This is a genomic window from Emticicia soli (assembly GCF_037860775.1).
Taxonomy (GTDB): Bacteria; Bacteroidota; Bacteroidia; order Cytophagales; family Spirosomataceae; genus Emticicia; species Emticicia soli.
Genome location: NZ_JBBEWC010000001.1, coordinates 222,416 through 236,027, shown reverse-complemented (window position 1 = coordinate 236,027; position 13,612 = coordinate 222,416). Strand labels below are relative to the sequence as shown.

Here is a 13,612-nt window from a genome sequence, read left to right as displayed (position 1 = left end):
AAATAACAGAGAGAAAATTCAAAAAGCAAAATTTTCTTTTAAAAAAAGGTTTGCACTAGTTTGAATAATTTTAATAGAATAGACAAGTGCAGGTTTGTAAGTAGTTGATTATTAGTTTTTTGTGGAATTTAAATTGGTATTTTTTTTAGTTAAGACTTTTGTTTTTAGAAGTATATTAAATTTTTCTAAAAATTGTACTTAACCAACAAAAAAGGCAACCTAGTGGCTGCCTCTTTGCGATATATGTGTTTCGGTAATTATGCTTATTTATCCCACCATACTTTCGTATCCTGGGTGTCGGCTCCTTGTGTAGCCACGGCCTTGTCATAGTTAACTTTGTTCAAAGTTCGTTCAGTAACAGGGTACGCTAAACGATTAGGAATCTGGCCGCTTGGATTTAATGCATTAGCCGGAGGAGTTAATACAGGATACCCTGTACGACGCCACTCAGCCCATGCTTCATTGCCTTGGTAAAATAAGGCAATCCATTTTTGTGTTCCTATCAGCTCCAATGCTCTTGCATCATCATACTTAACATCTGGTTTTTGTAAGAAAGCACTAACTACAGCTTCGGTAGCACCTGCACCAAGCCATTGTTCTAACGATGCCTTAATGGCACTTTCATATAATGCTTTAGCATCGCCTGTAATCCATCCTAATTTAGCTGCTTCTGCCTCAGAAAATAATACTTGTGCATAAGTTACTACATTAACCGATGAGTTTTGTTGACGTATTGCAGTAGCAGCCAAAGATACATCTTGTGCTTTCCAGGTAGGAGGGAATACTCCGTATGGAACGCCAATGTATTTTTGCTCGATGTTTGGGTCTGCAAATGCAGGAATACGAGGGTCTCCGATTTTAACCAGATAATTCATGAAAGTACTACTTACTGCATAATCTTTACGGTTTGTAGTAATGTAGTTGTTATAAAGCGGGTGCTCATTGTTAGCTTCAGACAGATAACCATATTTTACGTTATCAGCGTTTGAAGCTAGCGGACCATCAGCCATTGCAGCCACAAATTCGGCTTTACCTTTGGCTGCATCTACTTTCGAAAGGCGAAGTGCCATAATCATACGTAGTGTATTGGCAAATTTTTTCCAACGAGTTGTATTACCGTTTAGTAAAATATCACCTTTTACAGTTGCTCCGCTATTAAATTGAGCCTGTGCTTCTTTCAACTCCTTAAACAAGTCTGTATAGATTGCTTGTTGTGAATCGTAAGCAGGGCTAAAGTTTTCTTTACCTTTCAAAGCCTGAGAATACGGAATATCACCCCAGCGGTCAGTCATCCACATATAAGTGTATGCTTTGGCAATACGTGCAATAGCAATCTGGTTTTCGTTTGAACCATTTGCGGCCGCAGTAGTTTTAGTTGCCTCATCAGTATTTAAATCAATAATTGACTGATAAGCCACTAAAGGACCTGTATAATAACCGCCAAAGTTAAAATTGATAGTTTTATAACGAGATTCTTCAATGTAAGTAATATCTCCGAATTGCTGCGTATATAATGCCGGAACCATATCGGTTGTCATTTGGCCAATATTACGTAAAGCTCCTGTAAGGAAACTAGCAGTATTTGGTGCTGCTGGGTTATTAGAACTGACGTTCATATCGCCAAAATCACCCGGGTCACACGACGTAGTGGCAATCGTTAAGCCAAGCGCCACTGCTAATGATTTATATGCTATTATTTTTTTCATTTTTTCAATTGTATTTTAGCAGTATGAAAACAGTTTTCGTACTGAATTTCTAAAATTAGAACCCTAAGTTAAGATTGATACCAAAAGAACGAACCGGAGGTAGCTGCCCACCCTCTGTCCAGTAAACCTCTGCTTCTGAAATATCGATACCACCACCTGCGGCACTGTAAATCAACACAGGATTACGAACGATTAAGGCAACTCTTGCAGATTTAATCGCTTTGTTATTCAAAAAGCCTTTAGGGAAGCTATAGCCTAATGATACTTCTCTTAATTTTACGTAAGTCTGGTCGTAGATCCAAGCTTCATTGAAGGCAAACATTTTATCTTCATAGAACGATTGTGTTTCTACACGAACAGTATTTGGTTTACCATCTGCTGTTACGCCTGGCAATAAAATACCACCTCCTTCTGATACAGGATCACGTTTTGGGTTGCCTAATTCGTTTAAGCCAGCTGTTTCTGCTGCCAAACCTGCATAAGCGTTAAACATACGAGTAGTTGAGAAGAACTTACCACCTACGATAAAGTCGATGTTAGCACGGAACGAGAAGTTTTTGTAAGTAACTACGTTTAGGAATCCGCCTTTGAATTTAGGAAGAACAGAACCTAGTAACTTGTTATCCTGAGCCAGATAATGGCCGTCTGGACCAACAACTTTCTCTCCTTTATCGTTAGTTACATATCCTCTACCTTGTAGTATACCCCATTGCTCACCAACACGAGCATTTACGGTAAGCGTTCTCCAGGTTGGGCCACCCAATTGGAAATTAGATAGACCTTCAGATAATTCTACGATTTTTGAAGTGTTGCGGTCGAAGTTGATATCCATGTCCCAAGTAAAACCTGTTGAAGTTTTGATAGGAGTAGCTCCGATGTGCAATTCAAAACCTTGCGTTTGAATAAGACCAGCATTGATAAGGGTAGATGCATATCCACTAGCCGGAGGAACCGATAATCCAAGAATCTGATTCTTGTTTTTGTTTTTATAAGCGGTGAATTCTACACTGATACGGTTATTCAAGAATTTCAAGTCAATACCACCTTCATATGCAGACGATAAACCTGGTTTTAGGTCAGCATTTGGTAACTGTGTACGAGGGTATAATGTAGGGTTAGAACCATAAGGGTTGCCAATATCATAAAGTTGATAAATTCTATATGGATCTACGTCAGTACCTACTTGTGCGTAGCTGGCTCTTACTTTTGCAAACGACAATACACTGTTTTTAGGCAACAATTCTGAAACCACAACACTACCACCAATTGAAGGATAAATGTAAGAGTTGTGCGCTACAGGAAGCGTTGACGACCAGTCGTTACGGATAGTACCTTCTAAGAAGTAAGTATTGTCATACCCGATACTTGCACTACCAAATAAACTGTTTACTTGTCTTTCAAATAAGTTATTTGTTACAGCCGGACGGTCTTTTGATGCGCCAATATTATAGAAACTAGGCGATGTAAGGCCACCAACAGTTGATTGAGATAATACTGTTGTTTTAGAATATCTGATATTACCACCAGCAGTAGCAATGATAGACACTTTACCAAGGGTTTTATCTAATGCCAATATTGCTTCGTGGTTATTTTCGTAACCTGTAGTATTATAATTTGCATAAGCACCTAAACCACCAGCATTTAATGTACCGTAAGCAATTCTACCTTCGCCATAGTAGTTTCTCCAGTCTCTACGGGTTGTAACCGAAGCCGTTAAGAAATCAAAGATTTTATAATTTAAACCAAAACTACCATAAATACGGTCGTTATTATTTAGGTTAGTGTTGTCATATACCTGGGTATATGGGCTGTCCCAGTATTTTGGTTTTGGATCAAGCGGGCCACCAATATTCCAACTTCTATAGGTACCATCAGGGTTCTTATAGTTTCTTAAGTCTTCAATTTTTAACTGACGTTGGAACCACTGATTAAATGAGCCAACTGTTTGGTTATAACCCACAGTTGCTACAGGAATAGTACCTGATAAGCCCATGCTTCCGGTTGTACTACCTGATGAACCATAGTTATCAGCAGGTACGTTTTTCGCACGGGTAGCTGAATAAGTAATATCAAGTGTTGCTGAAAACTTCTTGGTAAGGTTAAAGGTGTTTTTCGCACTTATAAAATCACGTAGTTGCTTACTGTTAGGAATAATACCATTATTATCTAAATGTGTGTAAGAAACACGGCTCTGGAAATTATCGCCACCTTTTGCAAAAGCAAGGTTGGTGTTATGGCTGAATGGTTTTTCGAAGAAATCTCTAACGTTGTTAGGTGAAGCTTCGTAAGGCGTTAGCTGTCCGAATTGCGGACCTTGTTGCCAAGAAAAAGCCGAACGGTGAGGCGAGCCATCTAAGCGTGGCCCCCAGCTTTCATCAGCCGAGTAATCTAACATTTTTTGTCCGTTAAACGAAGCCCATGAAGCCGGGTGAATAGCAGGGTTATACTCAAATGTCTCCCAGTCCTGAGAATAGCCACCGCCGTATTCGTTTTGGTATTTTGGTAAAAGCGCTACTCTGTCCATAGTTGTACTATGGTTGATACTGAAAGTAGTTTCGCCAGATTTGGCACGTTTGGTAGTAATTACAATTACACCACCCGAAGCACGGTTACCATAAAGAGCCGTAGCTGATGGCCCTTTCAATACAGTAAGGTTCTCAACGTCGTCCATGTTTACGTCGGCAATACTACCAACAGGTGTGCCATCAACTACATAAAGTGGGTCGCCACCTGTAAGGGAGTTTACACCACGAATACGGATGTTTGGTGAACCAAATTTTGCACCCGACTGCCCTAATACATGTACCCCCGCAATTTTACCGGCTAGGGCATTACCCACGTTGGCATCACGAGATACAGTTAATTTTTCAGAATTGATACTTTGAGCAGTGTAAGTAAGTGATTTTTTCTCACGAGAGATACCCAAAGCGGTTACCACAACCTCGTTTAATTGAGCAGCATCGCTCTTTAATGTAATGTTGATAACAGACATATTGCCCACGGCAACTGTTTGTGTTTCAAAGCCAATAAAACTGAATAAAAGTGAGCCACCTTTAGTAGCCGAAATTTTGTAGTTCCCGTCGGCATCGGTTTGTGTACCTCTGTTTGTTCCTTGTAGTACAACACTTACTCCGGGTAGAGCAGAGCCGTCATCAGCAGTAACCTTTCCGGTTACATTCACATCTTGAGCAAAAGCGTAGCTTGCCCATGCCAGCATGAAGCAGGCGAGTAGAAGTTTCCTCATACAGTTCGTTAGTTTGTTTAGTTAATTTTTAAGTACTTTTTTCATGTACAATAGTGCTAAGTTAGAGTGTTTTTCTGATAAAAAAGAAACTTTTTAAAAAAATTTAAATAACTTCTGCGATGAACATAGAAATTTTGACGACCGTTTTCTTACAATTTTCGACAAAATTGACCAAAAAATGGAACTATGTTTCATTATTTGCTAAACCGGTTTTTCTGATTTCTGTAGCTAAAAATAGTACAATTAACGTTTTTTTATGCAAAAAAGGAGCCTATTGCTAGGCTCCTCGGGTTTATAAAAAGAAGGGGAGTTTTGTTAGTCTACATCCCAGAATAATTTTGTACTAAATACATCAATTGCACCTTGGGCTTCTACGTTAGTTCCGTTTGAACCAGATTCGGTATTTGGGTAAAAGAAGCGAAGCGGGCGTTTGGTTTCACCAACAAGCTGAATACTTTGTGGAGTTTCAGGCAAGTTTGTTCTTCTGTATTCGGCCCATGCTTCTAAGCCATTGAAATTTACAAACGAAATCCATTTCTGGATAGCAATGGCCGACAACTTGTTTGGTGATGCAGCCCAATCGTAGTTAACAATTCCGCTACCTTTGTAAGCTTCAGCACCTGCTACATTTGCACCCAAAACACGGAACGATTGCTTGATGCCTTCTTCAAAATAGCCTTGTGCTGTTTGTGGTAATGTGACATCAGCATATCTTTCTTTTGCTTCTGCCAACAAGAACTGTACTTCTGATGCTGTCATCAAAATATATGGTCTGTTATATTCTCCTTTTACAAGCAAGCTTGGTCCTAGCGGAACAGTATTTGCAGGTAAGTACCCAGAGCTCACACCAAACGGAGTACCCGAATAATTGGCCGAAACCTCTTTCAACAAGCTAGTGCCCGGCGCATTACCGTTTTCGCCGCTGTTAGCATAGGCAATTCTTTTCATACGAAGGGTGTCGCCATTGGCTTTCAATGTATTAATCAAAAACTGTGTTGGGCGAGGGTAGTTGTTCAATGCTCTTTTGGCACCGTTTGCATCATATCCCCAACGGTCGTAAACCGGATTTAGTTTTCCGGCTGTAGCCAGATAAAACGTAGGGCCACCAACACCTACTTCTTCGCCAGTAATGAAACCGCTACCTTCGCTTATAATTTTATTGATTTCAGGTTTGATATAAGCCTCTCTTCCGGCAACTTTCGACTGACGAATCAATATGCGTAGTTTAAGAGAGTTGGCAAATTGAGCCCATTTCGTAGTGTTTCCTCTGAAAATAATATCAGAACCTACAAAAGCACCTGCAAATGCGTTTGCTTTTAAATCAACTATGGCTTCGTCTAACAATTTAATTAGATTTTCATAGATTGTTTTCTGGTCATCAAATTTAGGTGCAAGAGAAGCCGTTCCTTTGAGTGCATCAGAATACGGCACATTACCATACATATCAACCAATTGTTGATACAACAAAGCCTTCATTACTTTAGCTGGGCCTTTCAAAAATTTCTGATTATTGGCGTCAGCATTATTTATTACATATTCGTAATCCTGCAGATTATCATAGTAGTTGTCCCAATAGTTAAAATCACCGTTTGTGAAGTTATAAGCAAATTGGGCAGTGTTTATGATATATCCGTTTCCTTGTGTCCACTGTCCAGACCAATAGAAGCCAATTTCACTTGAACCTTGCCCTGCACTTGTGCCGGCAATATTAGTAGCCGATGTGTTTATGGCATTGGTAAATACGTAGTTTGGCGATGCCGTAGGCAACGAGTTAGGGTTGGTATTGATATCAAAATATGATTCACTACAGCTACTGCCAACCAAAACAACCAAAGCTGATATAAATATTGATTTTAATTTCATGTTCAGTCAATTGTAATGTTGATTAAAATGTAAGGTTAATGTTTACACCGTATTGGCGTACCGGAGGCGTCTGGCCAGTACTGTTAATACCGATACCGTTTCCATTTCCTGACGTAATGCTAAACTCAGGGTCGGTATAGTAGTTCATTTTGTCTACGATTGTAATCAGGTTACGTCCGTATAGCGCAATGCTGGCACCAGAAAAAATCTTGGTTTTGCTAAGTATGCTTTGCGGAACGCTGTAAGAAAGGTTAATGTCACGAAGTTTGATAAACCATGCTTTGTTTACAAAGTTTTCAGAAATCAAACGGTATTGGTCAACCCAAAGAGCGTACTCAGGCTCACGAACATATACAGTAGTATTTGGCACAACTTTACCATCGGCATCAAGATAAGCCGAGTTAGGGAATATCTGCGCCTCTCTGTTATCAGTCCATTTACCAGAACCAGTAAAGGTCATTTGGCGGCCAAGGTCACTATACATATAGTTTCCACCACGATACTCAAAGTTAAATGTGAAAGCAAAATCGCCATAGCTCATTCTTGAGCCTAAACCAACAATATGGCGTGGAAGTGTACCACCTCTAGGCGTAAGGGTAGTCTGGCGTAATGGATAACCAGTTGTTGCATTCACGAGGCGGTAACCAGAGCCATCAGGGGCATATTGGTAACCGTCAGTTTTTAACATAGGGAAACGAGAGCCTTTGATAACGTTTGTGTTAGCATAAGCGTAGCCATTCAACTGAAACTCGTTGATACCCGGGTATAGTTCTAATACTTTGTTGTCGTTATACGAATATCTTACGCTTGCATCCCAAGAGAATTTACTTGCTCTTGTAATCAGGTATTTCAACTCACCTTCGTACCCGAAGTTTTTAGTTTCACCAATGTTAATTAACATATTAGGGAAACCTGTAGAGTTAGGGATTTTAACTGTAATTACTTGCCCTTTCGATCTTTGTGTATACGCCGATACGTCAATGTTGATTCTGTTATCGAACAACTGGAATTCACCACCGATTTCAGCCGAAGTTACCGATTCCGGTTTCAGGTTTACATCAGGCAAAGTATTACCAACTGTTAAACCTACTGTGTTACCATACGGGAAGTTTGTACCGTTAGGGTAAGTTAAATCCAAGCCGTAAGTATCAATGTTGTCGTTTGCGTTTTTGTTATAGTTTACACGAATCTTAGCATAGTTCAACACATTGCTTTTAAGCGAAGGGAAGGCATCGGTCGGAATAAACGAAAGGGCTACACCGTAGTATGGGTACGACCAAAGGTTTTTCGGACGAGATGGTTTGTAGAACAGAGATGTTTGGTCATAACGGAAAGTACCATTCAGAATCAACCAGTTTTTGTAGTTACTTGTTAAGTCGGCATAATAACCAACACGACGGTTCAAGAAATTTCTCTCATAACCTGTCAATTCACCCTGGCGGTTCGAAACGTTGTAAACCTCTGGTACTACAATAGAGCTAGAGCCTATCTCTACTTCTTTGATATAACGTTGGTAAACGCTGTTTCCTAAGATTAATTTGTTAGCAAATGGCCCGAAGTCTTTTTCCAACAAAAGCTGGAACTCGTTGTTGAGTACGTTTTCTGTTTTAGTATAATCAGTAACAGAACCCAAAATATCGGTAATAGCACGGTAAATACCTGTACCGTCGCCATCACGGAAGAAAGGCTCAGCAATAAATGCTTTTGTTTTGGCGTAGTCGGTATATAAAAATTTACCTACACGGCTTTTTTGCGTGCGTGAGTTGTTCATGATACCCAAACGGTTGCTAAGAGTAGCCCAAGGCGTAATTTTATAAGTAAGGCTTAGGTTACCCGAAATATTGGCATCTTTATATACACGACGGTTGTTGTCGGCGTTGAAATACGGGTTGTTGTAATAATCGTTAAAGAAACCGTTAGGGTTAGCAAATTTATTGTTTTGCCAGTCACGGTAATCTTGTAACGGAAGGTTAGCAGGCTGGTTGATTACGTCGTTGTAGAAATCAGAGTTGGTTCTGTCGTAGCTTGCTTGTGTATAGCTTGCATTGAAACCAACCGATAGTTTGTTAAATTCTCTTGTAGAAGAAAGACGTGCACCTGTTCTCTCACTTTTGTCTTTTGGAACGATACCTTGAATCTTCTGATTCTCTAACGACATATAGAATGTCCCGTTATCGTCGCCACCCTGAAAACTCACTTGGTTGTTCATTGATACACCCGTGTCAAAAGCTTTCATACGCATATTATCAACGGCAGCATATTTAACCAGATTAGTAGAGCCATCTTCTGCACTACGGCCTAGCTGACGCATTGAGCCATCGAAAGGGTCGCCGTATTGTTGGTTTTCATAAGCACGCCAGTTGCCTTGCATACGCACGAGTGGGTCATTGCTATAGCCAGCCGAACCATAAGACGGATAATAGTGCGAACCTGAACCGTATTTTTCCTGGAACTCAGGCAAGAAACTGATTTGCTCGAAGTTTGTACTGTTTGAGTAGTTTACTTTTATTTTGCCTTTAGAGCCTCTTTTGGTTGTAATTACCAAAGCACCATTGATACCTGCCGAACCATACAAGGTAGCCGCCTGTCCACCTTTCAGAATCGAAATGTTATCGATGTCGTTCGGGTTAATCATTGATAAGATAGTAGAGGTTGTCTGGATACCATCAACCACAATAAGCGCTTCGTTGTTACCCGTTAAAGAGCGATACCCACGCAAAATAACTTTTACGGTTGGGTCAACGCTGTTGTTAACGTTATAAACTGCCAAACCGGTTACTTTTCCTGAAAGTGCCTGAGCCAATTGAGGCGAGCGCCCAACTGTTACGTCTTCGGTGCTTACTTTTGAATAAGCATAACCAACCTCTCGTAAGTTTTTGCGGATACCTTGTGCAGTTACAACTACTTCATTTAATTGTGCTGCATCACTTTTCAGAATGACATCAATTGTAGAAGCATTACCAACAGTTACTGTTTGTGACTCAAAACCAATAAAGCTGAATAAAAGGGCTGCGCCTTTTTTTGCAGAGATTTTGTACGTACCATTTGCGTCTGTTTGTACACCTTGATTTGTGCCTTTTACTACGACACTTACTCCTGGAAGAACGGAGCCGTCATCGGCTGTAACTTTTCCTGTTACATCGACATTTTGGGCATAAGCATAGCTACCCCAAGCCAGCATAAAGCAGGCAAGTAGAAGTTTCCTCATACAGTTTGTTTAGTTTGTTTTTTTAGTTTAGTTTAAATAAGATATGTGTGTTTAACCACATACTCAGACGTTAAGTTAGTGACTTTTTTTTTTATTGTACAAGCAATAATTAAAAAAAAATAAAACTTTAATTTTTCTTACCTACAAATGTGTTAAAGTATGTAAAAGATAGGATTATTCGTAGAAAAAAAGCCATTTCGAAAAATGGCTTGGCTTTGGAGAAATTCTGTAAAAACTTATTTTGGTAGAATATTATTTGGGCGCTTGGTTTCGCAATATTCTAGAAAGTATGCCTGGAAAAAAACGTTTAAGGTATACGCCTAAAACTTCTTTGCGGCCAATGTATATTTCTTCTTTACCTTTATAAATAGCGCTTACAATACTGGCCGCACAATCTTCTGCAGATATGCCGCTTGCCTGATTCTGATCCATCTTGCCATGCTTACTTCCATCGCCTGCAATAGCATTAATTGAGATATTGGTATGGATATAGCCGGGGCACACAATTGTAACACCTACGTTTTCTTTCCAGACCTCGCTTCTTAATGAATCGAAGAAACCATGAAGGGCGTGTTTGGTTGCACAATAGCCAGAGCGCATAGGTGTGCCTAGTTTACCAGATATACTACTCGTAACGGCAATATGCCCGCTTTTTTGTTTCAACATAACAGGTAGCACTGCTTTAGTTAATGCCACTACACCAAAGAAATTGATGTCCATAATTTTATGATACACTTCCATATCGCTTTCCATTACCGAGCTTCGTTGCGATATACCAGCATTATTAAACAATACATCTATGGTATCAAAATGCTTAAGTACTTCTTTTACTTTTGCCGGAAACTCTTCTGGTTTTTCCGAGTCTAAGGGTAGCACAAGTACATCGGCATCGGGCAGGTTAGTGTTTTTCTTTACTCTTTGCAGTTCATCTTCTCGTCGGGCCGAAATAACAAGCTTGGCGCCTTCTTTAGCAAATTCATAAACTGTGGCTTCGCCAATACCTGAGGAAGCACCCGTAATCCAGACAACCTTATTCGAAAATCTTTTCATTTTTATGTAATTATTTCAAGCGTCTTAAACTTCTATTCAATCATTCTTGTTTAGATAAACTAGGGTTTTACCATGATAATTCACTATATTTTGGTAAAAGCCCTAAATATTTCAGAACTTTGCAAAATAGTTGAAGAAAATATGGAAAAACAAGATATAAGAAAGCTTTCTGCCGACCAACTCAAAACATGGCTTTCGACCAATGGGGAGCAGGGTTTTCGGGCAAAACAGATTTCAGAGTGGCTCTGGAAAAAATCAGCAAGGAGTTTTGATGAAATGACAAACCTTTCATTTAAAACAAGAGATTTGCTAAAAGAGCACTTCGAAATAAAAGCGGTATCTGTACTAAGAAAACAAGTATCTAACGATAAAACAATCAAGTCAGGTTTCAAGTTGTTCGACGGAAATCTGGTTGAGGGAGTGTTGATTCCTGCCGACGACCGTATGACCGCCTGTGTGTCGTCGCAAGTAGGTTGTTCGCTTACTTGTAAGTTTTGTGCTACAGGCTATATGCCACGTAAACGAAACCTTGATGCCGCCGAGATTTACGACCAGGTAGTGTTAATAAAAGAACAAGCCGAGCAGCATTACCAAGCACCGCTTACTAATATAGTATATATGGGCATGGGCGAGCCATTGCTTAATTATGCAGGTATGTTGGAGTCGATTGAGAAAATTACTTCTCCTGATGGCCTAGGCTGGTCGCCAAAACGTATTACTGTAAGTACAGCAGGTATTGCCAAAATGATTCAGAAGTTGGGTGACGACGGAGTGAAGTTTAACCTGGCACTATCGCTTCATGCGGCAAACGATGTAAAACGCAATGAGATTATGCCTATCAACGAAACCAACTCGTTGAAAAACCTGGCAACTGCGCTCAATTATTTCTACAAAAAGACTGGTAACCGTATTACTTTTGAATACATCGTTTTCAACGATTTCAACGATTCGTTGCAGGATGCAAAAGAGCTGTGGGAGTTTACCAAAAAAGTACCAGCCAAAGTAAATATAATAGAATATAACCCAATTGCTGAGGCCGATTTCATTAACACCTCAGAAGACAAACTTAGCAAGTTTGCCAAGTTTCTGGAAGATAAAGGTGTGATAGTAAATGTGCGGAGAAGTAGAGGGAAAGACATTGATGCTGCCTGTGGGCAATTGGCTATTAAAGAGCCTACCGTTGCCGCTTAAGGTTTGTTAGATTAGAGGTGCCCTTGCGAGGCACCTCTTTTTGTAGAGTAGGTATAGCTTTTAAACAAAGATGTATAGAATAAGGTAGCGCAAATATTTTATCTGATGGCATTATTGAGCCAGATGGTTAAGGCTAGAATAAGCATCAGGTGTAACAAAATGGTGAGAGATGTTAGTATTTCTTTTTTTGACTCACGGTGAATCATATTAGAAAAAACAGATGCTGTTAATACGACCGTCCAGATGGCAATGCCAAACAAACGAAGCTCAGGGAAAAGGATAGAAACCGCCCCAACAATTTCAACTACGCCTATTACCTGCATTATTTTTATCGAATACCCCCACGCTGCGAATTTTCTGATTTTAGCCGGTTCTGCAATCATTTTTACATAACCGTAATAAAAAGTAGGTGCAACAAAAAGCGCCACCAGAATCCATAGAAGAGTTGTTAGTAGTTCCATAATTAAGGTTATTTATTGTTTCCTTAACAAAGGTATAGCTACCTATTGACAACAGTATGTCAGCAATGTTTCAGTTTTTTTGAAAAAAATAGCCCACTGGTATTTACCGAATCTTGCTTTAAAGTTTAAACAGGTTCCTTATATGGTAAACAGCATTACTTATATTATATATAATGCTTTTGATAAAGAAAAAAAGGCTCTCAAAAGGGCTGATTTTAGAAGTTGTTGATATTGATTTTAAGGTTTGAGCAGTAAGCCAGAGTCTTGCCGCCCAAATAAATTAATATGCCCACTAATAAATTTTTCCTAATTTTGGCGTTCTAATAATATGATTAGAATGAGTTAACTAAAACCAAAGATATAATTGTGATAAAATTAGAGGGCAAATGGGCTAAATATAAAGAACTTATTTCTTATTTCTTAATCGCCTCCTCGGGCGTTATGATACAGCTTATAGTAAGTTCTATTACACAAAATCACTTTGGGTTTTCGTTTCAACTTTCAATCACTACGGGTTATACAATTGCATTTATTATAGGCTTTTTTCTTACTAAGTTTTTTGCTTTTAACCAGCGTCATTCAAAAAACTCTTTCAGAGAAGGGCTTAAGTTTTTACTGGTTTCTTTTATCTCGGGGCTTATTACCGTAAAAGGTGCTTATTACTGCAAACTTGTTTTAGACCAATGGGCTTTTTTAGATGGAGAGCAGCTTATATTTGGCAAAAGCATCGATATATCTGAGTTGATTTCTCACTTTTTTGGTATGGGCATGAGTTTCGTCGTAAACTTCTTTTCGCACAAGCACTTTACTTTCAAGAGAACAGGTATTTATCACAACTTCAAATTGTTCTTTCAGAAGAACTAATAAAAAAGGCGAAGTATAACTTCGC

8 protein-coding genes are annotated in these 13,612 nt (G+C 39.3%); 2 read left to right on the top strand and 6 right to left on the bottom strand.

What is annotated here, in order from left to right:
• Positions 1-263: 263 nt before the first annotated feature.
• The 5 genes from WAE64_RS01070 to WAE64_RS01050 all read right to left on the bottom strand — a co-directional run bounded on the left by WAE64_RS01070 (position 264) and on the right by WAE64_RS01050 (position 11,071).
• Complete coding sequence (locus WAE64_RS01070; protein WP_340233504.1) at positions 264-1,706, bottom strand: SusD/RagB family nutrient-binding outer membrane lipoprotein; 1,443 nt, start codon at positions 1,704-1,706, stop codon at positions 264-266.
• Positions 1,707-1,761: 55 nt separating this feature from the next.
• The gene (locus WAE64_RS01065) at positions 1,762-4,950 is read right to left on the bottom strand and encodes a SusC/RagA family TonB-linked outer membrane protein (protein ID WP_340233501.1); all 3,189 of its coding nucleotides are present in this window, start codon (positions 4,948-4,950) and stop codon (positions 1,762-1,764) included.
• A 315-nt stretch (positions 4,951-5,265) separates the two neighbouring features.
• A complete protein-coding gene (locus WAE64_RS01060; protein WP_340233499.1) occupies positions 5,266-6,813 on the bottom strand; it encodes a SusD/RagB family nutrient-binding outer membrane lipoprotein in 1,548 nt (515 codons plus the stop codon).
• Between the two features lie 22 nt (positions 6,814-6,835).
• Positions 6,836-10,021, bottom strand: a complete 3,186-nt coding sequence (locus tag WAE64_RS01055) for a SusC/RagA family TonB-linked outer membrane protein (RefSeq protein WP_340233497.1) — start codon at positions 10,019-10,021, stop codon at positions 6,836-6,838.
• A gap of 252 nt (positions 10,022-10,273) precedes the next feature.
• The gene (locus WAE64_RS01050; RefSeq protein ID WP_340233494.1) at positions 10,274-11,071 is read right to left on the bottom strand and encodes an SDR family oxidoreductase; all 798 of its coding nucleotides are present in this window, start codon (positions 11,069-11,071) and stop codon (positions 10,274-10,276) included.
• A gap of 141 nt (positions 11,072-11,212) precedes the next feature.
• Here WAE64_RS01050 and rlmN point away from each other — a divergent pair, with 141 nt between their 5' ends.
• Positions 11,213-12,262, top strand: a complete 1,050-nt coding sequence (gene rlmN, locus WAE64_RS01045; RefSeq protein ID WP_340233492.1) for a dual-specificity RNA methyltransferase RlmN — start codon at positions 11,213-11,215, stop codon at positions 12,260-12,262.
• Positions 12,263-12,360: 98 nt separating this feature from the next.
• Here rlmN and WAE64_RS01040 read toward each other — a convergent pair whose 3' ends face one another.
• Complete coding sequence (locus WAE64_RS01040; protein ID WP_340233487.1) at positions 12,361-12,723, bottom strand: DoxX family protein; 363 nt, start codon at positions 12,721-12,723, stop codon at positions 12,361-12,363.
• Positions 12,724-13,089: 366 nt separating this feature from the next.
• Between WAE64_RS01040 and WAE64_RS01035 the strand changes: the two genes are divergently transcribed.
• Positions 13,090-13,587, top strand: a complete 498-nt coding sequence (locus WAE64_RS01035) for a GtrA family protein (RefSeq protein WP_340233484.1) — start codon at positions 13,090-13,092, stop codon at positions 13,585-13,587.
• The last annotated feature ends 25 nt before the right edge of the window (positions 13,588-13,612 follow it).